Annotated in this window: 20 protein-coding genes; 12 read left to right on the top strand and 8 right to left on the bottom strand. The window is 71.7% G+C overall.

Annotation, left to right across the window (positions count from 1 at the left end; translation table 11 throughout):
* Nucleotides 1–20: 20 nt before the first annotated feature.
* Complete coding sequence (locus OG870_RS45780) at nt 21–1223, top strand: Gfo/Idh/MocA family protein (protein WP_266528604.1); 1203 nt, start codon at nt 21–23, stop codon at nt 1221–1223.
* 28 nt (nt 1224–1251) lie between these two features.
* Here the strand turns inward: OG870_RS45780 and OG870_RS45775 are convergent, their stop codons facing one another.
* Together OG870_RS45775 and OG870_RS45770 are read right to left on the bottom strand one after the other, a co-directional pair.
* Nucleotides 1252–1950 carry a L,D-transpeptidase family protein gene (locus OG870_RS45775; protein WP_266527943.1) on the bottom strand — a complete coding sequence of 233 codons (699 nt, stop codon included), beginning with the start codon at nt 1948–1950 and terminating at the stop codon, nt 1252–1254.
* A 297-nt stretch (nt 1951–2247) separates the two neighbouring features.
* Nucleotides 2248–3045: an SDR family NAD(P)-dependent oxidoreductase gene (locus OG870_RS45770; protein WP_327692204.1), complete on the bottom strand. Its 798-nt coding sequence runs from the start codon at nt 3043–3045 to the stop codon at nt 2248–2250.
* A 49-nt stretch (nt 3046–3094) separates the two neighbouring features.
* On the opposite strand from OG870_RS45770, the gene OG870_RS45765 reads away from it, so the two are divergent.
* On the top strand, nt 3095–3631 hold the full coding sequence (locus tag OG870_RS45765) for a hypothetical protein (RefSeq protein WP_266527937.1): 537 nt from the start codon (nt 3095–3097) through the stop codon (nt 3629–3631).
* A gap of 2 nt (nt 3632–3633) precedes the next feature.
* Here the strand turns inward: OG870_RS45765 and OG870_RS45760 are convergent, their stop codons facing one another.
* From OG870_RS45760 to OG870_RS45740, 5 genes are all read right to left on the bottom strand, one after another.
* Complete coding sequence (locus tag OG870_RS45760) at nt 3634–4548, bottom strand: SDR family oxidoreductase (RefSeq protein ID WP_266587930.1); 915 nt, start codon at nt 4546–4548, stop codon at nt 3634–3636.
* 95 nt (nt 4549–4643) lie between these two features.
* Nucleotides 4644–5018 (bottom strand): DUF4180 domain-containing protein, encoded by a 375-nt coding sequence (locus OG870_RS45755; protein ID WP_266587928.1) that lies wholly within the window; start codon nt 5016–5018, stop codon nt 4644–4646.
* Between the two features lie 28 nt (nt 5019–5046).
* Nucleotides 5047–5676: an MBL fold metallo-hydrolase gene (locus OG870_RS45750; RefSeq protein ID WP_266587926.1), complete on the bottom strand. Its 630-nt coding sequence runs from the start codon at nt 5674–5676 to the stop codon at nt 5047–5049.
* On the bottom strand, nt 5676–6761 hold the full coding sequence (locus OG870_RS45745; protein ID WP_266928270.1) for an S-(hydroxymethyl)mycothiol dehydrogenase: 1086 nt from the start codon (nt 6759–6761) through the stop codon (nt 5676–5678). The genes OG870_RS45750 and OG870_RS45745 overlap by 1 nt, the downstream gene beginning before the upstream one ends.
* Nucleotides 6762–6849: 88 nt before the next feature.
* Nucleotides 6850–7134, bottom strand: coding sequence for a hypothetical protein (locus OG870_RS45740; RefSeq protein WP_266928272.1), 285 nt, complete (start codon nt 7132–7134; stop codon nt 6850–6852).
* A 234-nt stretch (nt 7135–7368) separates the two neighbouring features.
* Between OG870_RS45740 and OG870_RS45735 the strand changes: the two genes are divergently transcribed.
* On the top strand, nt 7369–9123 hold the full coding sequence (locus OG870_RS45735; protein ID WP_327692203.1) for an ABC transporter ATP-binding protein: 1755 nt from the start codon (nt 7369–7371) through the stop codon (nt 9121–9123).
* Nucleotides 9124–9153: 30 nt separating this feature from the next.
* Here OG870_RS45735 and OG870_RS45730 read toward each other — a convergent pair whose 3' ends face one another.
* Entirely contained in the window at nt 9154–9999 is an 846-nt protein-coding gene (locus tag OG870_RS45730; protein ID WP_266928274.1) for a (2Fe-2S)-binding protein, read from the bottom strand.
* A gap of 207 nt (nt 10000–10206) precedes the next feature.
* Here OG870_RS45730 and OG870_RS45725 point away from each other — a divergent pair, with 207 nt between their 5' ends.
* The 9 genes from OG870_RS45725 to OG870_RS45685 all read left to right on the top strand — a co-directional run bounded on the left by OG870_RS45725 (nt 10207) and on the right by OG870_RS45685 (nt 21344).
* Nucleotides 10207–11199: a FecCD family ABC transporter permease gene (locus tag OG870_RS45725; RefSeq protein ID WP_266928392.1), complete on the top strand. Its 993-nt coding sequence runs from the start codon at nt 10207–10209 to the stop codon at nt 11197–11199.
* Nucleotides 11196–12245 (top strand): FecCD family ABC transporter permease, encoded by a 1050-nt coding sequence (locus OG870_RS45720; protein ID WP_266587919.1) that lies wholly within the window; start codon nt 11196–11198, stop codon nt 12243–12245. The genes OG870_RS45725 and OG870_RS45720 overlap by 4 nt, the downstream gene beginning before the upstream one ends.
* A gap of 68 nt (nt 12246–12313) precedes the next feature.
* Nucleotides 12314–13129 carry an ABC transporter ATP-binding protein gene (locus OG870_RS45715; protein WP_266928276.1) on the top strand — a complete coding sequence of 272 codons (816 nt, stop codon included), beginning with the start codon at nt 12314–12316 and terminating at the stop codon, nt 13127–13129.
* A 33-nt stretch (nt 13130–13162) separates the two neighbouring features.
* Nucleotides 13163–14182 carry an ABC transporter substrate-binding protein gene (locus tag OG870_RS45710; protein WP_266928278.1) on the top strand — a complete coding sequence of 340 codons (1020 nt, stop codon included), beginning with the start codon at nt 13163–13165 and terminating at the stop codon, nt 14180–14182.
* Between the two features lie 83 nt (nt 14183–14265).
* Entirely contained in the window at nt 14266–15441 is a 1176-nt protein-coding gene (locus tag OG870_RS45705) for an ATP-grasp domain-containing protein (RefSeq protein ID WP_327692201.1), read from the top strand.
* On the top strand, nt 15438–17141 hold the full coding sequence (locus tag OG870_RS45700; RefSeq protein ID WP_327692200.1) for an IucA/IucC family protein: 1704 nt from the start codon (nt 15438–15440) through the stop codon (nt 17139–17141). Before OG870_RS45705 ends, OG870_RS45700 begins: the two co-directional genes overlap by 4 nt.
* The gene (locus OG870_RS45695; RefSeq protein ID WP_266928283.1) at nt 17138–18352 is read left to right on the top strand and encodes an MFS transporter; all 1215 of its coding nucleotides are present in this window, start codon (nt 17138–17140) and stop codon (nt 18350–18352) included. Before OG870_RS45700 ends, OG870_RS45695 begins: the two co-directional genes overlap by 4 nt.
* The gene (locus tag OG870_RS45690; protein WP_266928285.1) at nt 18352–20130 is read left to right on the top strand and encodes an IucA/IucC family protein; all 1779 of its coding nucleotides are present in this window, start codon (nt 18352–18354) and stop codon (nt 20128–20130) included. The genes OG870_RS45695 and OG870_RS45690 overlap by 1 nt, the downstream gene beginning before the upstream one ends.
* The gene (locus tag OG870_RS45685) at nt 20127–21344 is read left to right on the top strand and encodes a type III PLP-dependent enzyme (RefSeq protein ID WP_266527896.1); all 1218 of its coding nucleotides are present in this window, start codon (nt 20127–20129) and stop codon (nt 21342–21344) included. Before OG870_RS45690 ends, OG870_RS45685 begins: the two co-directional genes overlap by 4 nt.
* Nucleotides 21345–21371: the final 27 nt, after the last annotated feature.

Genomic DNA, 21371 nt, shown 5'->3' with positions numbered 1-21371 from the left:
TGATGAAGGGCATGCCTTCCATGACGTTCTCCCTCGGCATCGTCGGTGCCGGACAGTTCTCGGGCCAGTTCGCCAAGCTGTTCCTGGCCCATCCCGGCGTGAGCGATGTCCATGTCACCGACCTCCTGCCGGAGCGGGCCGAGCAGCTCGCCGCCGCCGAAGGCCTCACCGGCACCTTCCCGTCGTACGAGGCGATGCTGGAGTCGACGGCGGTCGACGCGGTCGCGATCTTCACCCAGCGCTGGACGCACGGCCCGCTGGTGCTGCAGGGCCTCGACGCCGGCAAGCACGTGTACTCCGCGGTCCCCATGGCGATCGCCACGGAGGAGATCGCGGCGATCATCGACGCGGTCAAGGCGACCGGACTGACCTACATGATGGGCGAGACGAGCCAGTACAACCCGGCGACCGTGCACGCCCGCAACCAGATCGCCGAGGGCGCCTTCGGGCGGATCTTCTACGCCGAGGGCGACTACGTCCACGACATGGACCTGGGGTTCTACGAGGCGTACCAGTACAGCGGCGGCGAGAACTGGAAGGCGACCGCCAGCTATCCCCCGCTGCTCTACCCGACGCACTCGGTGGGCGGGGTGCTCGGCGCGTGGCAGACGCACGCGGTGAGCGTGTCGGCGATCGGTGTGGTCGACGAGCGCGGCGACGGTGTCTTCGACAAGGACGTCAGCCAGTTCGGCAACGACTTCTCCAACGCGACCGCGCTGTTCGAGGTGGCGGGCGGCGGTTCGTTCCGTACGAACGAGTTCCGGCGGGTCGGCTACCCCTCGCACATCCGCGAATCCCGCTTCCGCTTCTTCGGCACCGACGCGAGCATGGAGCAGCTCGCGACGGTCGCGCTGTGGCAGGACAAGAAGGGTGTGCAGGACATCAGCGAGCTGCTGGAGCCCAAGCCCACCATGGCTCCTGACGACCCGTCACTCCAGCACATCGCGCCGGATCTGCGGGCCGCCTTCACCTCCGGTTCGGCGCCGGTGCACGACCGGGCCCGGCTGCCGCGGGAGTTCGACAACCTGCACAACGGACACGAGGGCAGCCACCATTTCCTGGTCGACGACTTCGTGACCGCGGTGAACACGCGGTCGCTGCCGTCGGTGAACGCGTGGGTGGCCGCCCGCTACACCCTGCCGGGCATCGTCGCGCATGATTCGGCACGGCAGGGCGGGGCCAGGCTGGAGATCCCGGACTTCGGGGACGCGCCGGAGAGCTGAGCCACCCGGCCGGGTGCCTGCGCTCTGCTCAGGTGCCCGGCTTGCGGCCGTACACGAAGACGTCGTCGCCGGTCTTCAGCAGCGACCAGTACTTCTTGGCCGTGGCGGTCGTCATGTTGACGCATCCGTGCGAGCCCGGCGGGTTCCACATGCTGAGGTTGACCGAGTGGAAGGCCTGGCCGCCGTCGAAGAACTGGCTGTAGGGCATCGGCACGTTGTAGATGTTCGAGACGTGGTTCTTGTCCCGCCAGTAGATCTTCTTGAGGCCGGTGCGGGTCTCGTAGCCGTCGCGGCCGGTGCGGACCGGGACGGGGCCGTAGACGAGCCTGCTGCCGTCCTGGATCCAGCTGAGCTGGAGGGTGAGGTTCACACAGGCGATGCGGCCCTTGTTCGTCGGGCACGCGCCGTCCCTGTTGGGGTTGTTCCCGACGGCCTTCTGCTTGTTCATGAGGTCCATCACGCCCCAGGTGACGGACCCGGCGTAGCCGATGTTCGGCGTGATGCCGTGCTTGGTCTGGAACGCCTTGATGGCCTTGCAGTCGGTGGCGGACTGCCTGCCGTCGACGGTCAGGCCGAGGAACTTCTCGACCTTCTTCTGGTAGGGCCCGGTCGACGTGGTGCAGCTCGTCGCCGCCTGTGCGGGTGCGGTGCCCAGTGCGAGTGCGAGCGGTGCCACCAGTCCGGTGATCCCGAGTGCGACGGCTCCCCGTCTGCGTATGTCCCCCATGGCCGGCCTTGCCTTTCGTGCGAAATGGTCGTCTGTCCGCGGTCTCTGCCACCTAGACCGACGTCCGGCGCGATCGGTTGCAAGGCTTCCCCACGATGCGACGAAACGGTGACATTCGCAGTGCCCCAGGTCACAGAGTGATGAGGGGCACCGCTAGGGCCTGTCGGGCGGATCAGGCCGGCTGGAAGGGACTGCGCGTTGTCGCCGACCCGAGCGGGGTCTGGTGCGTGCAGCTGCAAGGCAGTGGAGGAGTGCGTGCCAGGGCCCGCGACGTCGGCATGATCCGCCGGACGGACCCTAAGCGTCCCTCTCCTGTCGCGTCGCCAGGAGGAATCCCGTGTTGACCGCGGTGAGGCCACCGTCGACGGTGAGCGCGGTGCCGGTGATCCAGGACGCGTCGCGGGAGGCGAGAAAAGCGACGGCCGCGGCGATGTCGTCCGGCTCGCCGACCCGGCCGAGGGGGTACAGCGCGCGCAGGGTCTCCAGCTCGTCGTCACGGCCCTCCCATGCCGAGGTGCGCACGGTGCCCGGCATCACGAGGTTGACGCGGACGCCTCGGGCGGCGACGTGTGCGGCCATGGTGCGGGTCAGGGAGCCAAGGCCGGCCTTGGCGGCGCTGTAGGCGTGGTTGCCGAAGTCCTGAAGGGCGTTGACGGAGCCGATGGTGACGACGGCGCCGCGGCCGGAGGCGGCCAGGTGCGGGAGTGCGGCGCGGCAGCAGCGGTAGGTTCCGGTCAGGGTGATGTCGAGGTCGCGGGTCCACGCCTCGTCCGGCCCGTCCTCGAACAGCGGGGTGTCGGGGGTGCAGCTCGCCGCGCTGTTGACCAGGACGTCCAGCGAGCCGAAGGCCTCGACGGCGTGCGCGACGGCCGCCTCCACCGAGGCCCTCACTGCCACGTCGCACGCCAACGCCTCGGCCGCCAGGCCCTGTTCACGCAGTTGGGCCGCGGTCCTCTCGGCCTCGGGCGCGTCCACGTCGGTCACCAGCACCCGGCCCCCTTCCTCGGCGAGCCTGCGCGCCACGGCGGCTCCGATGCCGCGGGCGGCGCCGGTGACGAGAACTCCGTACCCTTCGAAGCGCTTGGTGTCAGCCATGGGCCGAACGTACTCCCCCCAAGATCTACAGGGCAGATAGCGTGCGTCCATGTCCGCGTTCGTGCAGCAACTCCCCGCGCTGATAGGCGTCGTGATCGGCGCGCTCGGCTCGTATCTGGCGGTCGTCCGGGGAGACCGGGCCCGCTTCCGCCGCGAGCGGGTGGCCCGTTGGGAGGAACGGCGGTTCGCGGTGTACGCGGACTGGGCCCAGGCGTTGAAGCAGCAGGTCGCGCTGACCTACCGGGTGGCGGCGCACCTCGGCAACGATCCGCATCCGCATCCCCTGTCACAGCGGGACGCGGAGCCGCTGCTCGCCGAGGTCCAGACGGCCCGGGAGCCGCATGGCGAGGCGCTCATCCTGCTGGGCAGCCCGAAGGTCGTGGAGCAGGCCCGGGAGTGGATCGTCACGGTGCTGGAGATGGAGCGATTCGTTCGGGAGGGCACGCGGGATCCCGCGGCCTGGCAGGGCCTGCTGGAGCGGCAGCGGGCCGGGCGCGAGGGCTACTACACCTCCGTACGCGACGATCTCGGGCTGCCGCCCGGCCACTCCGCGCGCTGGCCGCTGCCGCCCGTGCCCCCCGCCTGATCTCAGCGGTATCCGGTGGTGTCCGCCGGCTTGCCCGCGTCCTGGACCTCGACCACGTACCGCCAGGCGTCCGGGCGGCTGCCGTCGAGGTCCGTGAAGCCGTACTCCTGGGCGAGTGAGCCGCTGGAGAGGGAGTCGCCGTTGCGGCGGGCCACGTCGGGGTCCGCCGCGAGGGCGGCGACGGCTCGGCCCACGTAGCGCGGTGTCTCGGAGATGGCGAAGTGGGGGACGCGTTCGAGGGCGTCGCGCCAGTTGTCCTCACCCACACCGAAGTGGTCGAGCATGATCTCCGAGCGCAGCCAGCCGGGGGTCAGCGCGACGGCGGTGGCGCCGCGCGGCCCGAGTTCGTGGCCGAGGGCGAAGGCCATGCGCAGTACGGACGTCTTGGCGAGGTCGTAGAAGAAGGAGTTCCGGTAGGTGTCGCGGTTGTACTCGGCGGTTCCGTCGGTGACCTCGACGACCAGGCCGCCGGGGTGGCGCAGGAGCAGGGGCAGCGCGTGGTGGCTGGTGATGGCATGCGTGTCGACCGCGAGCCGCAGGAGCCGGAGTCCGTTGTCGAGGTCGTGCTCCCAGACCGGGCTCTCCCATTCGAAGAGGTTCTCGCCGCCCCAGATGTCGTTGACGAGAACGTCCAGACGGCCCTGTTCGTCCGCGATGCGGTCGACCAGGGTGCCGACCTGTGCGGGGTCGAGATGGTCGGTGGGGACGGCGATGCCCTGGCCGCCGGCCTCGGTGACGAGGTCCGCGGTGTCCTCGATGGTCTCGGGGCGGTCGTACTCGGAGCGGCGGGTGCGGGTGGTGCGGCCGGTGACGTAGACCGTGGCGCCCGCCGCACCGAGTTCCACCGCGATCCCCCGGCCCGCGCCACGCGTCGCCCCGGCGACCAGCGCCACCTTGCCCTTCAGCGGTGCGGACATCTTCGACCTCCCGTTTCCCCACGACTGCTGTCAGAGTCGAGGGTGCCGGGGAAGCCGGACATCTTCTGTCGCCTTTTACTGAGAACCCGGACCGGTCACCCGGCCGGCCGCAGTCTCGCGTCGAGTGCGTCGTCGTCGGTGAGGAACCAGATGTGGGCGCCCTGGTTGGTCTCGTGGACGAAATCGCGCAGTGCCGTGCTGTCGGCGACAAACCGGGAGATGTCGCCGACGACGGCGAGGCGGACGTGGTAGTTCACGAACTTCTGCATGACCGCACCCGCGATGCCCGACCTCAGCCGGAAGAACTCGTCCGCCACCCGCTCCACGGGCAGCGCGACCAGCTGCGCGTCGTGCCCCATCGCATCGCCGATCAGATCGAGCGCGGCCTGTTCACCGTCGAGCGACGGGCCCTCAAGGGCGCCGCGCAGCACGCGTACGCCATGGATGGTTTCGAGTGTGTTGGTGGTCATGCTCGGTGATCGTATCCGCCGGCCGCTCTCAGTGGCCGCGGGTGATCCATTCCTCCAGGTGGGGGGCTTCGGCGCCGATGGTGGTCGCATCGCCGTGGCCGGTGAGGACCTTGGTCTCGGGCGGAAGGGTCAGTAGGCGGTCGCGGACGGAGTTGATGATCGTCGGGAAGTGGGAGTACGAGCGGCCCGTGGCGCCCGGGCCGCCCTGGAAGAGGGTGTCGCCGGTGAAGACCGTGGCCAGTGCGGGGTCGTAGAGGCAGACGGCGCCCGGCGCGTGCCCCGGCGTGTGCAGCACCGTGAGGTCGGCGCCCGCCGCCTCGATGACCTGGCCGTCGACCAGATGGGCGTCGGGGTCGCGGTCGGGGTGGGTCTGCTTCCACAGCGGCAGGTCGTCGGGGTGCAGCCAGATGGTTGCGCCGGTGCGGTCGGCGAGCGCGGGTGCGGCGTCGATGTGGTCGTTGTGGGCGTGGGTGCACACGATCGCGGACAGGCGCCGGTTCCCGACGGCCTCGGCGATGGCATCGGCGTCGTGCGCCGCGTCGATGACGATCACCTCGTGGTCGTCGCCGACGATCCACACGTTGTTGTCGACCTCCCAGCTGCCGCCGTCGAGGGTGAACCGGCCGGAGGTGACGAGGCGTTCGATGCGCGCGGTCATCACAGCACCACCACCGAGCGCAGCACGTCACCGTGGTGCATCCGCTCGAACGCCTTCTCCACCGCGTCGAGTTCGATGGTCTCGGTGACGAACTTGTCCAGCGGCAGGCGGCCCTGCAGATGCAGGTCGATGAGCATCGGGAAGTCACGGGAGGGCAGGCAGTCGCCGTACCAGGACGACTTCAGCGATCCGCCCCGCCCGAAGACGTCCAGCAGCGGAAGCTCCAGCTTCATCTCCGGGGTCGGCACGCCGACCAGCACGACCGTGCCCGCAAGGTCGCGGGCGTAGAAGGCCTGCTGGTACGTCTCCGGGCGGCCCACCGCCTCGATCACCACGTCCGCGCCGAAGCCACCGGTCAGCTCGCGGATCGCCTCCACGGCGTCGTGCTGCCTGGAGTTCACCGTGTGCGTGGCGCCCATCTCGCGCGCCGTGGCCAGCTTCCGGTCGTCGATGTCCACCGCGATGATCCTCGCAGCGCCCGCGAGGTTCGCCCCGGCGACGGCGGCATCGCCGACCCCGCCGCAGCCGATCACGGCGACGCTGTCTCCCCGGCCGACACCGCCGGTGTTGATGGCCGCCCCGATCCCGGCCATCACGCCGCAGCCCAGCAGCCCGGCCACCTGAGGTGAGACCGACGGGTCGACCTTCGTGCACTGACCCGCCGCGACCAGCGTCTTCTCCGCGAACGCGCCGATGCCCAGCGCCGGCGACAGCTCGGTGCCATCGGTGAGGGTCATCTTCTGCTTCGCGTTGTGCGTGTTGAAGCAGTACCAGGGCCGGCCCCGCAGGCACGCCCGGCAATTGCCGCACACCGCACGCCAGTTGAGGACGACGAAATCGCCTGGCGCGACGTCCGTGACGCCCTCGCCCACCGACTCCACCACACCCGCGGCCTCATGGCCGAGCAGGAAGGGGAAGTCGTCGCTGATCCCGCCCTGCTTGTAGTGCAGGTCGGTATGACAGACACCGCAGGCCTGGACGCGTACCACCGCCTCCCCGGGCCCCGGATCGGGCACGACGATCGTGTCCAGCCGCACCGGTTCGTTCTTGCCCGGCGCGATCACGCCGCGTACTTCCTGCGCCATGGTGGTGAGCCCTTCGTCGGCCGCTGTCCGTCCTTGCGACCCTACGGGTGACTGATCAGTAACGGCGGCGGTGGTCCCGCGCCGCCGCTCACCGCAGGGACTCCCGCACGGCCCGTGCGACGGCGTGCGCGTCGTACCCGTCCGCTGCCCCCAGGGCGAGCAACCGATGCGGCACGTGCACCAGGGTCTCGGCGACCTGCCGGGCCGAGATGCAGGGCATTCCGGGCTCGACCAGCACCACGTCGGCGTGATCCGCCGCGAGGACGGCCGTGCGCGGGCCGATCTCGTCGACGGGCCCGATGGTCGCGCCGTAGAGGACGGCCAGGTCCAGGCCGAGGGTGGCGCGCAGCACGGGGTCGAGGGTGGCGCCCACGGCGAGCCCCTCCCGTACCCGGGCGAAGCCCTTGGCGGCGGCGCCATCCGCGCACAGCGTCCGAACGGGGTCGCACCCTCGCCGAGTCGGGCCTTCGACCGGCCTACCGCCTGCGTCGAACGCCTACGTCGCACGCCGGCCGACCGCTCACCCTCTCGATGGCACGGAACTGGCAGGCCGTGCGGGAGGAGGCCGAAGTAGCCTGAACGCTTCAGCCGAATTCCGAGGAGCGCCGTGAGCATCGCAGAGACCGTGTCCGGCCCGCCCGCCTGGCGGTTGCTCCTCGCCTACGTACGGCCGCATCGGTGGGCGCTGCTGGTGGGGGCCCTGCTCTCGCTGGTCACGGGGGCCACCGGACTGCTGTTGCCGCTGGTGGCCAAGGGCCTGATCGACGACCTGTCGCACGATCGGGCCATCACCGGTGCGCTGGTGGTCATGTCGGTCCTGGTGGTCGTCAACGCGGCGGTGGGCGCGCTCGGCTCGTATGTACTGCGGCGCACCGCGGAGTCGGTGGTGCTCGGTGCGCGGCGTGCCCTGTCGTCGTATCTGCTGAGGCTGCGGATCCCGGCGGTGGACCGCAGCGAGCCGGGCGACCTGATGGCCCGTATCACCTCGGACACCACTCTGCTGCGCGAGGTCACCACCGACTCGCTGGTCGGGCTGGGCACGGGCGGGCTCACGCTCGTCGCGACCGTGGTGATGATGGGGCTGGTGGACCCCGTGCTGCTCGCCGTCACCCTGGGCGTGATCCTCGGCGCGGGCACGGTCCTCGGGGTGATCGTGCCGCGCATCAACCGGGCGAGCCGGCAGGCGCAGGACGCGGTCGGCGTGATGGGCGCCTCGCTGGAGCGGATCCTCGGCGCGCTGCGCACGGTGAAGGCGTCCGGCGCCGAGCACCGGGAGGAGCGGACGCTGCACGATGCCGCCGAGGAGTCGTGGCGGCAGAGCGTGAGGGCCGCCAAGTGGTCGGCGGCGGCGGGCAACACGGCCGGTCTCGCGATGCAGATCGCCTTCATCACGGTGCTCGCGGTGGGCGGGGCGCGGGTGGCGACCGGCGCCATCCAGGTGGGCACGCTGGTCGCGTTCCTGCTGTACGTCTTCTACCTGATGTCCCCGATCCAGCAGGTGGTCGGCGCGATCACGCAGTACCAGACGGGCGCCGCCGCGCTCGCCCGGATCCAGGAGGCACTGAGCCTGCCGTCCGAACCGGCCGCCGCGCCCGCTCCGTTGCCCTCCACGGGCGCCGAGCCGGCCGCCCTCGCCTTCGACGAGGTCCGTTTCCGGTACGCCGACGATCTGCCGTACGTCCACCACGGGGTGACGTTCGCCGTGCCCGCACGGGGCATGACGGCGTTCGTCGGACCGTCCGGCGCGGGCAAGACCACGGTGTTCTCCCTCATCGAGCGGTTCTACGATCCCGAGTCCGGCACCATCACCCTCGACGGACTCGGCCTGACGGACTGGGAGTTGCCCCCGCTCCGTGCGGCGATCGGCTATGTGGAGCAGGACGCGCCGGTGCTGTCGGGTTCGATGCGGGACAATCTGCTGCTGGGCAACCCGGACGCCGACGAGGACGCGCTCGACCGCGTGCTCAAGACGACCCGTCTCGACGGTTTGGTCGCCCGCCTGCCGAAAGGCCTCGACACGCTGGTGGGGCACCGCGGCACCAAGCTGTCGGGCGGCGAGCGGCAGCGGGTCGCCATCGCCCGTGCACTGCTGCGCCGGCCACGGCTGCTACTGCTCGACGAGGCCACCTCGCAGCTCGACGCGGTCAACGAGGCGGCGCTGCGGGACACCGTCTCCGATGTCGCGCGTACGACGACGGTTCTCGTCGTCGCCCACCGGCTGTCCACGGTGACGATGGCCGACCGGATCGTGGTCATGGACGCGGGACGGGTACGTGCAGTCGGCACCCATCGCGAACTGGTCGCCGCCGATCCGCTCTACGCCGAGCTGGCGGCCACCCAGTTCCTGGCCACGGCCGACTGACGCGCTCCGCTTCCCGGTCCGCGCGGCCGCTCAGCTTCCCAGTCTGCGCAGCCGCTCCGCGTCGCCGGTGCGGGGACAGGTCACGCAGGACTCGGCGGGCCGGATCGCATAGAACATGCAGCAGCCGGTACGCGTACGGGTGATGTGCCGTCGGCCGTCGTCTCCGACCAGGTCACGGAAGCCGGCGCCGGACGGGTAAGGAGCCATACCGATCGGCAGCACTTCGGTGGCGGCGCGCACGGCGTCGGCCTCCTGGCCCAGCATCCGGCCGAGGTGCCAGATGCCGGACACGAGATCGTCGGCGACCATGCCCCACAGCGACCGTTCCCCGCGTCGCGCGGTGGGGCCGATCGCGGTCAGGAGCGGACGCATGTGATCAGCCATCGTCTTGCGCAGCGCGGCCCGCAGCTGGTCCTGATGGCGGAGCGTCAGCACACCGGGCCGGGAGGCGACCAAGTCGCCTGCCAGGCAGGCCAGTTCGGCGCCGGGTGTGATCTCGTACCCGCCTGTGGCCAGGTCCAGTCGCAGGTCGTCGAGCCCGATCAGGGGCACGCGCCGCTGGAGGTACCACGTCCCGCCCATCAGCACGCCGAGGTTCCAGGCGTAGGCGTGCAGGGCCCGCGAGGCGGCGACGTCACGGCGGGCAGCGACCTCGTAGCGGTCCTGGATGCGGGCCGCCTCGGCGTCGACGAAGGCGTCGAGCGCTGCCCGGTCCGAGGCCAACTCGGCCGCGGTGACCGTGGTTGGGGCCGACTCGTGGCCCGGTTCCACGACCCGCACGGTCAGCGCTTCGCAGACCTCGCCCAGCTTCCGGTAGACACCGCCGAGGGCACGGGTGACGGCACCGGAGGAGTGGGCCTTCACAGCCACGGACATGGGCGCTCCAGCACGGGAGGTTCAAAGACAGCCAGCAAGGTCAGGCTTACCTTACTTCACGCCCGGCGACTTGATCTACGGGGCGTCCGCAGCCCGGGATCATGGAGCTCCCAGGTCGAGGTCACCTCACAGCCGGTTGATAAGTAAAGGAAGGCTCACCTAAGCTCACGGCTTGTGATCGTGACCCAACGGGCCGCTCCCACTGGTGTGCCCTCCCCTGCCCTCAGACACGTCCCCGTGTTCCTCGCCGGACTGGGCGCCCTTGCGCTCTGCACCGCGCTGAGCCTCGCGCTCGGCGCCCGGTCGGTGCCCCTGTCCACGGTTGCCGACGCACTGTTCGGTCACGCCCAGGGCCGGGAGGCGCTCGTGGTCACCGGGCTGCGGCTGCCACGCACCGTCATCGGCCTCGCGGTCGGCGCGGCGCTCGGGGTCGCGGGCGCCGTGGCCCAGGGCATCACCCGCAACCCGCTCGCGTCGCCGACCACCCTCGGCATCAACGCCGGCGCCGGTTTCGCGGTCGTCGTCGCGATCTTCGCACTGAAGCTCAACGACCCTGTGCAATATGTGTGGTTCGCGTTCGCCGGCGCCGCGGGTGCCGCCCTGTTCGCCCAGGCGCTGGCCCGCCGTGCCGGGGACATCGATCCCGTGAGGCTGGCGCTCGGCGGCACCGTGCTCCAACTCGTGCTGCTGTCCTGGACGTCGGCGGTGATGCTGATGAACCAGCGCACCCTCGACGAGGCCCGCTTCTGGCTGGCCGGTTCCCTGTCCGGCAGGCCCCTGGACGTGCTGTGGCCGGTGCTGCCGGCCCTGCTGCTCGGGCTGGTGGTCGCACTGGCCGTGTCCCCCGCGCTCAACGCCCTTGCCCTGGGCGACGATTCGGCCCAGGCGCTCGGTGTGCCGGTGACCTGGATCCGGCTGGCCGGCGGCATCGCGGTGGTCCTGCTCGCCGGTTCGGCGGTCGCCATGGCCGGGCCGGTCGCCTTCATCGGTCTTGCCGCGCCCCATCTGGTACGCCCCCTGCTCGGCGCCGACCATCGGCTGCTGGTGCCCGGCTGCCTGATCGCCGGACCGGTGCTCCTGCTGTCGGCCGATGTTCTCGGCCGGATGGTGATCCGCCCCTCGGAGCTGGAGGCGGGCATCGTGACCGCGTTCCTGGGTGCGCCCCTGCTGGCGCTGCTGGCCCGGAAGGTGGCCCGATGACCGCCGCCGTCGCCACCGTTCGTACGAAGTCCGTGTCCCGCAGCCGGGTGCGGCGGCGTGTCCTGGTGTTCGCCGTCTCCGGTCTCGTCGCACTGTTCGTGCTGCTCACCGTGTCCCTGACGACGGGTGAGATGCGGATGCCCGCGGGCACGGCGCTGCGTGCGCTGGTCGGCCTGGGCGATCCGGGAGACGTGCTGGTGGTGCAGCAGTTCCGGGCGCCGAGGACCGTGGCGGCCATCGTCGCCGGTGCGGGGCTGGGCGCGGCGGGCTGTGTGCTGCAACGGCTGTTCCGCAACCCCCTGGCATCCCCGGATGTCATGGGCGTGACAGGCGGGGCGTCGTTGGGCGCGGTCGCGCTCATCGCCGCCGGGGCCTCACAGACGCTGATCCCGCTCGGGGCCCTCGGCGGAGGCCTGCTCGCGGCCCTGCTGCTGGGCGTGTTCGCCTGGCGGTCCGGGCTCGCCGTCACCCGGCTCGTGCTCACCGGGCTGGCCGTGCAGGCGGGACTGGCCGCCGCCGTGAACCTGATGATCGTGCGCTTCCCGGCCGAACTCGCCGGGTCCGCGCTGCAGTGGACCACCGGATCGTTGTACGGGCGGACGTGGACGGAGGTGTGGGGAGCCGGCGGCTCCATGGTGCTCGCGCTCGCCGTCACCCTCGTACTGCACCGCCGGCTGGCCGTGCTGGACCTCGGGGACGACTCGGCGGGCGCGCTGGGCCTGCGGACGTCGGCCGCTCGTCTCCAACTCCTGTTCGTCGCGGTCACGTTGGCGTCCCTCGCGGCCGCGGTCGCGGGTCCGGTGACCTTTGTCGCGCTCGCCGTGCCGCACCTCGTGCGGTTCGTGACCGGTCCGCCCACGGCCGCCTCGCTGGGGCTGGCCGGTCTCACGGGAGCGGTGCTGCTGCTCGCCTCCGACCTGGTGGTGCAGCACCTGCTGCCGATCGAGGGGCTGCCGGTGGGCGCGGTCACCGCCACGCTGGGCGCGCCCTGGCTGCTGGTGCTGATGTTCCGGCAGAGCTCGCCCCTCCAGAGGAGCCGGGCATGACGGGCGCCCCGGAAACCGGCCACGAGCCACATGCGACCGCAGCACAGCAAGCGCGTCAGGAGCCGCACATGACCACCGCCAACCAGCTCTCCACGCGGGGCCTCCAGCTCCGCTACGGCGACCGGCTCGTCGTCGACGGACTCGATCTGACGCTGCCGGGTGGCGCCGTCACCGCGATCGTCGGACCCAACGCCTGTGGAAAGTCGACCCTGTTGCGCGGACTGAGCCGGCTGCTCGCCCCGGCCGCCGGGACCGTCACCCTGGACGGCGCGGACATCCACCGCATGTCCGCGCGGACGCTCGCCCGCCGGATGGGACTGCTCCCCCAGCAGCCGGTCACGCCCGAGGCGATCACCGTCGAGGCGCTCGTACGCCTGGGCCGGTATCCGCACCAGCGGCTGCTGAGCCCCTGGTCGGCGTCGGACCAGCAGGCCGTGGACGAGGCGCTGGAGCGCACCGGCACCACGTCCCTGCGCGACCAGAGCGTCGACCAGCTCTCCGGCGGTCAGCGCCAACGCGCCTGGATCGCGCTGGCGTTGGCCCAGGACACCGAACTGCTCCTGCTCGACGAACCGACCACCTTCCTCGACCTTCGGCACCAGCTCGACGTCCTCGACCTCGTCGCCGCCCTGCACGCCGAGGCGGGCCGCACCGTGGTGATGGTGCTGCACGACCTCGGACAGGCCGCCCGCTACGCGGACCACATGGTGGTCCTCAAGGACGGCCGTCTCGCCGCCGCCGGCGCCCCGGCGAACGTCCTCGACGCGGACCTGGTCAGGTCCGTGTTCGACGTGGACTGCCGGGTGATCCCCGACCCGGAGACCGGCACCCCGCTGGTCGTACCGAAGAGCAGCGCGGTGCGGCACGCCGCCGTGTCCGCCTGACCCGTAAGCACCTACCAGAAAGACCGACCCCCCATGTTCAAGCGCTCTCCCCTGCACGGAATCGGCAGACTCCTCGCCGTGCTGCTCTCCGTGGTGCTCGGTACGGCCGTACTGGCCGCCTGCGGCAGTGAGAAGACCGACGGCGGCGACACCGCCAAGTCCTCCGGCTCGGCTTCGGCCGGCTTCCCGCGCACCCTCAAGACCGTGATGGGCAACGTCGAGATCCCGTCGAAGCCGAAGCGGGTCGTGGTCCTCGACACCGGTGAGCTGGACGACGTCACCCTGCTCGGCATCGACCCGGTCGGCGCGGTCGCCCCGCACTTCAAGACCGAGGGCGGCTTCCCGACGTACCTCAAGGGCGAGTTGAGCGGCACCGCCGACGTCGGACCGCTCCTGGAGCCCAACCTGGAGAAGATCGCCTCCCTCAAGCCCGATCTGATCCTGTCGTCGAAGGTCCGGCACGAGAAGATCTACGACAAGCTCAGCGCGATCGCCCCGACCGTCTTCACGGAGACCACCGGCGGGGTCTGGAAGCAGAACCTGAAGGTGCACGCCGAGGCGCTGGGCCTGGAGAAGGAGGCCGCGGCCAAGCTCAAGGAGTACGAGACGCAGGCCAAGGCGCTCGGTGAGGCCATCCGGAAGATGGACGGCGGCACGATGCCGACCGCGTCCGTGGTCCGCTTCATCGCCGGTCCGACCCGCCTGTACCAGTCCAACTCCTACAGCGGTGTCGTCCTCAACGACATCGGTCTCAAGCGGCCCAAGTCCCAGGTGTCGAACGACCCCGACGTCACCATGAAGGACGTCAGCCCCGAGGAGATCGACCGGGCCGACGCCGATCTGATCTTCGTCACCTCCGCCGACGTCGACGACAAGACCCAGAAGAAGCAGGTCACCTCCAACCCGGTCTGGAAGGCCCTCCCGGCCGTCAAGGACGGCAGGGTCCACGAGGTCGCGGACGAGACGTGGATGTCCGGCATCGGCGTCCAGGCCGCCGAACAGGTGCTCAAGGACGTGGCGAAGGCCACCGGCGTGGACCTCCCCAAGAAGTAACTCCCGTTCCCCGGGGGCGGACCGCGCCGTCCGCCCGGTCCGCCCCCAACCCCCCACCCGCCAGAGGAAGTTGCCTGCACACCGTGCGCATCTACCTGCTTGCCCTCAATCCGACCGACTCCGTCACCGAGGGCTTCCTGCCCGCCGCCGCCCGGCTGGGCCTGGATGTCACCGTCCTCACCGACCAGCCCGCCGCCCATCGCCGCACCCACCCGGACATCGAGGTCCTGGAGTGCGACGTCCGCGACCACCGGGCGGTCGTCACCCGGATCTCCACACACCACCGCCCCGACGCCGTCTTCACCAACAGCGACCACCTCCAGACCCAGGCCGCCCTGGCCGCCGCCTACTTCGGCCTCCCCGCCAAGGACTGGCGAGCCACGCTGCGCACCAAGGACAAGGCCGAGATGCGGCGCCGGCTCGCCGCCACCGGTGTGGACACCGTGTGGTCGGCCGAGCTCACGGAGCCCGTCGCGCCCTCGGACGCGCCGTACCCGTGTGTCCTCAAGCCGCGCGAGGGCGTGGCCAGCGAGGACGTCGTCCTGGTCGACGCCCCGGAACAGCTCGTGACACGGGCCAAGGAGATCCTGGACCGTCGGCCCGGTGCCGTCCTGGTCGTCGAGGAGTACCTCCCCGGCGAGCTGTACACCCTGGAGACGCTGGGCGACGGGCAGGTCCGCCATGTGCTGGGCGGCTTCCACACCGAGTTGTCGGCCCCGCCGTACTTCATCGAGGAACGCCTCACCTTCGTCCCGGCCCACCCTGAGCCCGTCGTGGCCCAGGTGCTCGCCCAACTGGACGCGTTGGGCGTCGGGTTCGGCGCCTGTCACACCGAGTTCGTGGTGCACGAGGGACGCGCCAGGATCATCGAGGTCAACTACCGTGCCATCGGCGACCAGTGCGATCTGCTGCTGGCCCGGCTGCTGGAGATACCGCTCTTCGAGCTGGTGCTGCGCACCCATCTGGGCGAGCCGCTCCCTGCCCACCTGGAAGCCCGCCGCGACGGCGCCGCGCGTCTGGAGTACCCGTGCGCCGACCGGGCCGGCACCCTTGTTCAGGCCCCCGACTCCGGGGAACTGACCGTCGACGGCGTCCATCTGACGTACCGTCCGCTGCGTGCCGTGGGCGAGCGACACGAGCTGTATCGCACGAACCGCGACTACCTGGGCGTGCTGCGGGCCGTCGGCACCGACCAGCGGACGGTGGACCGGGTGTCGGCGGAATTCCTGGCCGCCCGGAGCTGGGAGATCCAGTCGTGAGCGCGCCGACCGCGACGGACACCTGCGAGACGCAGCTGCTCACCCGCGTGCTCGGCGCCCTGCTGCGCGAGGACGTGGTCGGGCTGCGCAGCCGCAGCGCTCTCGTGCACCGGCCGGACGGCGACTGGCTGCGCCTGCCGGCTGCCGGTGACGCCCTGCTGCTGCCGATCGCCGAGGACGGCTACCAGGGCGAGTACCGGGCCCGGTTGCCCCTGCTGGCACGCGAGTCGGACACCTCCGAGCTGACCTCGCACGAGGCCGTGCTCGGCGCGCTGCGCGATCTCGCCGAGCCCGAGGACCGCGACGGCTTCGACGCGTTCGCCGAGGAGTGCCGTCAGACGCTGGACACGATGCGGCTGCACGCCCGCACGCGGGACGACGTCATGCGACGGCTGACCGACCGGTACGGGGACGATCCGGCCGGATGGCCGGGGCTCGCGTACGACACTCTCGCCGCCCGCCTCGACCATCCCGTCTACCCGACCGCACGCGGCCGCTCAGGGCTCACCGAGTCACAACTGCGGGCGTACGCACCGGAGTTCCATCCCCGCTTCGCACTGCGCTGGCTGGCCGTGCCGCGTGCCGCGGTGACCGTGACCGGCCCGCTCCCCGAGCTGTGGCCCACGCCCGCGCTGCTGGGCCTGCCCGAGGTCGAGCACACCCACGTGGCCTTGCCCGTGCACCCGTTGACCGTGGGAGCGCCGCTGGACGAGGCCCTGCGGACCACGGGCCTCGCGGGCAGCGCGCTGCTCGCCGAGCGCGCCCATCTCGAAGTCGTGCCCACGCTGTCGATGCGCACGGTGGCGGTGGCCGCGGATCCTTCCCTGCACCTCAAACTCCCTCTGGCCACCGCCACGTTGGGTCTGCGCAACAAGCGCTCCATCAAGCCGGGCACCCTCGTCGACGGCGCGGCGGGGCAGCGGTTGCTGGAGGCGGTGATCGCGCGTGAGCCCCGCTTCCGGGACACGGTCCTGCACGCCGACGAGGCCACGTACGCACACGCCGGGCACGAGCTGCTGGCCGTGCTGTGCCGTCGCCACCCGGCCGCACGCGAGGACTCCGTCGTCGTCCCGCTGGCCGCGCTCCTCGCCGAGGCGCCGAGCGGGCGGCTGGTCCTCGACCTGCTGGCCGACCGCTTCCACGGCGGCGACCCACTGGCCCTGCTGGACGCCTTCCTGACGCTGCTGTTCGACTGGCAGACGACCCTGTTCGGCTACGGCATCGCGCTGGAGTCGCATCAGCAGAACGTCTCGCTGGTGCTGGGGCCGGGCACCCTGCGGTTGCTGTTCAAGGACAACGACGGGCCCCGCGTGAACGCCTCGCGGCTGGCCGCCAGGCTGCCAGGGCCGTGGGGCTTCGACGATCCGCGGACGTACAGCGCCGGGGACGGACCCGTCGCGGACCTGTTCGCCACCATCACGGTCCATCTGTGCGCGGGGGCCTACGCGTTCGGGCTCGCTCGGCACCGGGACGAGCTGCTGGGTCTGGTACGCGACCGGCTCACCCGGGCCGTCGACCGGCTGGGCGGTGACGCCGGTGCGGTCCTGCGCGAGCGGGTCCTCGATGCACCGCGGTTGCCGGTCAAGGCGATGGTCACGGCCGGGACGCTGCTCTCCAAGGAGCGTTCGGGCGCCGCGGACGTCAACAAGCACTACACGACCGGCCCCAACTACCTGCTGCCCACCGGGGGCACGGCATGAGCGCCGAAGTCCTGCGCATGCCGGAACGGGCGTTCACCCGCGGGCATGTGCACGCGGTGGCGGGCTGCTACTTCGTGGCATCCTTCGCGGCGCTCGGGCTGCCGCCGTACCTCACCGAGATCCTGCCGGAGTTGGGCGACCACGGGGCCCGCTGGGCGGGGGTGCTGTACGTCGTCCCGACCGTGTTCGGTGCGCTCGGCGCCCCGCTGTGGGGGCGGCTCGCCGACCGTCACGGCCGGAAGCGGCTGCTGCTGCGCGCCCAGTTGGGCCTCGCCGTGGCCTTTCTCCTCGCGGGCTGGTCGGACTCCCTGGCCACGTTCACCGTCGCGCTCGTACTGCAGGGCATCCTGGGCGGCACCTTCGCCGCGTCCAACGGGTACCTGGGCGCCGCCCTGGAGGGTCCCGCCCTGTCCAGGGCGCTGACCCTGATGCAGGGCAGCGCCCGAGCCGCCCTGGTCGTGGCGCCGATCGTGATCGGCTCGCTGTCGGGCTGGCTGTCGCCTCACCGCCAGTACGCCCTGCTCGCCGTACTGCCGCTGACGGCCGCCCTGTTGCTGGCGGCCCTGCCCGAACCGGAGCGGGCCGCACCGGAGCCGGCGCGGCCCGTCGAGACGACCTGCGCGGACGGGACGCCGGTGATCTCCCTCAAGGCCCTGTACGCCTTGGAGTTCGCCTTCGTCTTCTCCACCGTCATCTCCTTCCCCTATCTGATCGCCCTGGTCGACGACCGTCTCCCGGGCACCTCCGCCACCCTCTCCGGCGTGCTGTTCGCCCTCCCTCACCTGTGCTACCTGGTGTCGGCGCTGGCCGTGCACTCCGCGTTCCGCGACCGGCCCCGGGCCGGGATCGCGCTCGGGTTCACCTGCATCGCGCTCGGTCTCGCGGGGCACGGGATCGCCGGTTCCCTGACGACGCTGATCGCCGTCCGGCTGCTGCTGGGCGCGGGCCTCACCCTCGGCCTGGTGTGTCTGTCGGTCCTGGCCGCCGACTGCGCCAAAGGACGGTCGCCGGGCGGGATGTTCGGCTCACTGGAGTTCTTCTCCAAGGCCGGCGCGGTCGCCGCCGGTCTGGCCGCCGCGGCGGGCAGCGCCCGCTTCGGCCCGGCCGCACCCGTGCTGACGGGCAGCGCGGCCGCCGCCGTCACCGTCGTCGCCACCGTGGTGACCTCGTCCTTCCCCCCGCTGAACGACCGCACCCGCAGGAGCCGCTGATGCCCTCGCTGAGCCTCCCCCAGACCTCGTCCGGGGGGACCCCCATCTCGCTTCGCCCGCCCGGCAACGCGGCCGTACTCCCCTCCGCCGACGACGCCGTGGCCCACACGCTCCTCAACTGCCTGCTGCGCGAGGTCTCCGGACCCGAGCACCAGTCGGTCGTCGCCGACGGCCACCTCCTGCTGCGGCTGCCGCGCCGCGGAGTGCTGCTGCGCATCGCCCTGCGCCGCACCTCGCTGCTCGGCGCACACCGGTTCACCGGCCCCGTGAGTGAGCAGGGCGACGGCGGCTGGTCGGAGGTGGACTGGCGGCGCCTGGCCGAGTACACGCACGACGAGCTGTCGCTGCGCACGGGCGTGCGCAACGAGGAGTTCCTCGACCAGATCGCCTCCAGCCACGGCGCCGTCTCCACGACGCTCGCCGCCCCGCACTCCGCCCGCCTCCCGGACGACCGTCTCCCGCAGGACCGTCTCTCGGCCTATCTGTCCTCCGAGCGGTCGCTGCTGTTCGGGCACCGCTTCCACCCGACGCCCAAGGCCCGCACCGGCGACCCGCGCGCCTGGGCCGCGTACGCGCCGGAGGTCGGCGCCTCCTTCCCACTACGGCACCTCGCCGTCCGCGCCCACCTGATCGCCGAGGAGTTCGCGGACCCGTCGGCGACCGCCCTCCTGGACGGGCTGCGCGCGGACGTGCCGCAGGGGTACCGGCTGCTGCCCGCCCACCCCTGGCAGTACGAGACGCTCCGGGCGCATCCGGCTCTGGGTGCCGCGCTCGACCGCGGCGACATCCTCGACCTGGGCCCGGGCGGACGCCCCTTCGCCGCCACCGCGTCGGTGCGGACCCTGTACGACGGGGAGACCTTCCTCAAGTTCAGCCTGAACGTCCGGATCACCAACTGCCTGCGCAAGAACAGCAGTTACGAGCTGGCCGGCGCCGTCGCCCTGACCCGTGCCCTGGCCCCGGCACTCGCCGATCTGGCCGACCGTTTCCCGGGCAGCGCCGTGCTCCGCGAGCCGGCCTACCGCACGCTCGCCCTGCCCGGCCCGGACGGCTCTGTCGACCGCGAGCTGTTCGAGGGCTTCGGCGTCATCGTCCGCGAGGGCCTGCCGCGCCGTCTCGCGCCGGGCACGGTCCCCCTGCTCGCGGCGGCCGTCGCCGATGAGTACCCGACCGGCGCCGCGCACGTCTCCCGCCTGCTCGACGGGGCGGACGTACGAACCACCCTGGCCTGGTGGTCGGCCTACCTCGACCTGCTCGTCCCGCCCGTCCTGGCCGCCTACTTCGACCACGGCGTGGTCTTCGAGCCCCATCTGCAGAACGTCCTGATCTGCGTCGGCGCCGACGGGATGCCCGCCCAGGTCCTCTTCCGCGACCTCGAGGGCACCAAGCTGGTCCCCGAACACCACGCCGACACGCTGGCCGCGCTGCCGCCCGAGGTCGCGGGCCCGATGACGTACGACGCACAACGCGGCTGGGACCGGGTCGTGTACTGCCTGCTCGTCAACCACGTCGCCGAGCTGCTCGCCGCCCTCGCCGACCTGCACCCGCAGGCCGAGGCGGCCCTGTGGGCCCGGGTGCGCGCCACGCTCCGGACGTACTCCGACCGCTACGGCTGCCCGCCCCGCCTCGCCGCCCTGCTCGCCGGGGTGCCCCTGCCCGCCAAGGCCAACCTGCTCACCCGATGGGAACGCAAGGCGGACCGGGACGCCGGCTATGTCCGGCTGCCCTCCCCGCTCGCCGAGGACGTCCTGCGCGACACGACCGGGAGCACCCGATGACCGACCCGACCCCCGCGGTCCACGACCGCGTCCGGTCTCTCTCCTCGGCCGAACTGCCCGCATACGTCTATGACTTGGCGGCGCTGCGCACGCATGCCGCCACCGTCCGGGCCGCACTTCCCGAGCGGGTCGAGGTGTACTACGCCGCCAAGGCCAACCCGGAGCCGGAGATCCTGGGCACGCTGGGCCCGTACGTCGACGGCTACGAGGTCTCCTCGGGCGGTGAGCTCGCCCACGTGGCCAAGGCGGTGCCGGGCCGCGCTCTTGCCTTCGGCGGTCCCGGCAAGACGCCGGCCGAGGTGACGGCCGCTCTGGAGCTGGGCGTGGGCCGTTTCCATGTGGAGAGCGAGTACGAGCTCCGCATGCTGGGCGAGTTGGCCCGGAGGTGTGCGCCGGGGCGGCGGGTGGCGGTGCTGCCCCGGGTCAACCTGCCGGTGCCGGACGGGTCGCTGGCGGGGAGTTCGCTGGCGATGGGAGGTCGTCCGACGCCGTTCGGGCTGGATCCGGAGCGGGCCGTGGAGGTCGTCCGGGCGCTGACCGACGGCACGTATCCGCACCTCGAACTGCGGGGCGTTCACGCCCACTTGGCCAGTGGGCTGGAGGCGGCCGAGCAGCTGGTGGTGGCCGAGTCGGTCGTGGACTGGGCCATGGGTCTCGGTGTTCCGCTCGCCGAGGTGAACGTCGGCGGCGGTATGACCGTCGACTACACCGAGCCGGAGCGCCGCTTCGACTGGACCGCGTACGGCAGCGGGCTGGCCCGGCTCACCGAGGCACACCCCGGGCTGACCCTGCGCATCGAGCCGGGGCGGGCGTTGACGGCGTACTGCGGCTGGTACGCCACCGAGGTGCTGGACGTGAAGCGCAGTCACGGCGAGGACTTCGCCGTCGTCCGGGGTGGCACCCACCATCTGCGGACCCCGGCGACCAAGGGCCACGATCAGCCCTGCACCGTGCTGAAGTCGGAGGACTGGCCGCATCCGTGGCCGCGTCCGGCCGCCGGGAGCGACCGGGTCACCGTGGCGGGGCAGCTGTGCACGCCCAAGGACGTACTGGCACGCCGGGTGCCCGCACCCGGACTCAGGGCCGGCGACCGGGTGGTGTTCTCACTGGCGGGCGCCTACGCGTGGAACATCTCCCACCACGACTTCCTGATGCACCCCGGGCCCGGATTCCACTTCCTCGACGCCGGATCCGCCGCTCCCACGGCGGCGTGACAGCGGTCCGTCGGCGGCGGGCACGCC

The sequence above is a fragment of the Streptomyces sp. NBC_00461 genome (genome assembly GCF_036013935.1).
GTDB lineage: Bacteria > Actinomycetota > Actinomycetes > Streptomycetales > Streptomycetaceae > Streptomyces.
Note: the sequence above shows the minus strand (reverse complement) of the source record. Positions and strands in the feature narration are given on the sequence as shown.

What these genes read in the sequence shown, in the direction of transcription:
- OG870_RS45690 (WP_266928285.1), top strand. Translation starts at nt 18,352, where the DNA reads ATGCCCTCGCTGAGCCTCCCCCAGACCTCGTCCGGGGGGACCCCCATC.
- OG870_RS45750 (WP_266587926.1), bottom strand. Translation starts at nt 5,676, where the DNA reads ATGACCGCGCGCATCGAACGCCTCGTCACCTCCGGCCGGTTCACCCTC.
- OG870_RS45775 (WP_266527943.1), bottom strand. Translation starts at nt 1,950, where the DNA reads ATGGGGGACATACGCAGACGGGGAGCCGTCGCACTCGGGATCACCGGA.
- OG870_RS45695 (WP_266928283.1), top strand. Translation starts at nt 17,138, where the DNA reads ATGAGCGCCGAAGTCCTGCGCATGCCGGAACGGGCGTTCACCCGCGGG.
- OG870_RS45710 (WP_266928278.1), top strand. Translation starts at nt 13,163, where the DNA reads ATGTTCAAGCGCTCTCCCCTGCACGGAATCGGCAGACTCCTCGCCGTG.
- OG870_RS45715 (WP_266928276.1), top strand. Translation starts at nt 12,314, where the DNA reads ATGACCACCGCCAACCAGCTCTCCACGCGGGGCCTCCAGCTCCGCTAC.
- OG870_RS45760 (WP_266587930.1), bottom strand. Translation starts at nt 4,548, where the DNA reads ATGTCCGCACCGCTGAAGGGCAAGGTGGCGCTGGTCGCCGGGGCGACG.
- OG870_RS45780 (WP_266528604.1), top strand. Translation starts at nt 21, where the DNA reads ATGACGTTCTCCCTCGGCATCGTCGGTGCCGGACAGTTCTCGGGCCAG.
- OG870_RS45730 (WP_266928274.1), bottom strand. Translation starts at nt 9,999, where the DNA reads ATGTCCGTGGCTGTGAAGGCCCACTCCTCCGGTGCCGTCACCCGTGCC.
- OG870_RS45720 (WP_266587919.1), top strand. Translation starts at nt 11,196, where the DNA reads ATGACCGCCGCCGTCGCCACCGTTCGTACGAAGTCCGTGTCCCGCAGC.
- OG870_RS45755 (WP_266587928.1), bottom strand. Translation starts at nt 5,018, where the DNA reads ATGACCACCAACACACTCGAAACCATCCATGGCGTACGCGTGCTGCGC.
- OG870_RS45745 (WP_266928270.1), bottom strand. Translation starts at nt 6,761, where the DNA reads ATGGCGCAGGAAGTACGCGGCGTGATCGCGCCGGGCAAGAACGAACCG.
- OG870_RS45765 (WP_266527937.1), top strand. Translation starts at nt 3,095, where the DNA reads ATGTCCGCGTTCGTGCAGCAACTCCCCGCGCTGATAGGCGTCGTGATC.
- OG870_RS45685 (WP_266527896.1), top strand. Translation starts at nt 20,127, where the DNA reads ATGACCGACCCGACCCCCGCGGTCCACGACCGCGTCCGGTCTCTCTCC.
- OG870_RS45770 (WP_327692204.1), bottom strand. Translation starts at nt 3,045, where the DNA reads ATGGCTGACACCAAGCGCTTCGAAGGGTACGGAGTTCTCGTCACCGGC.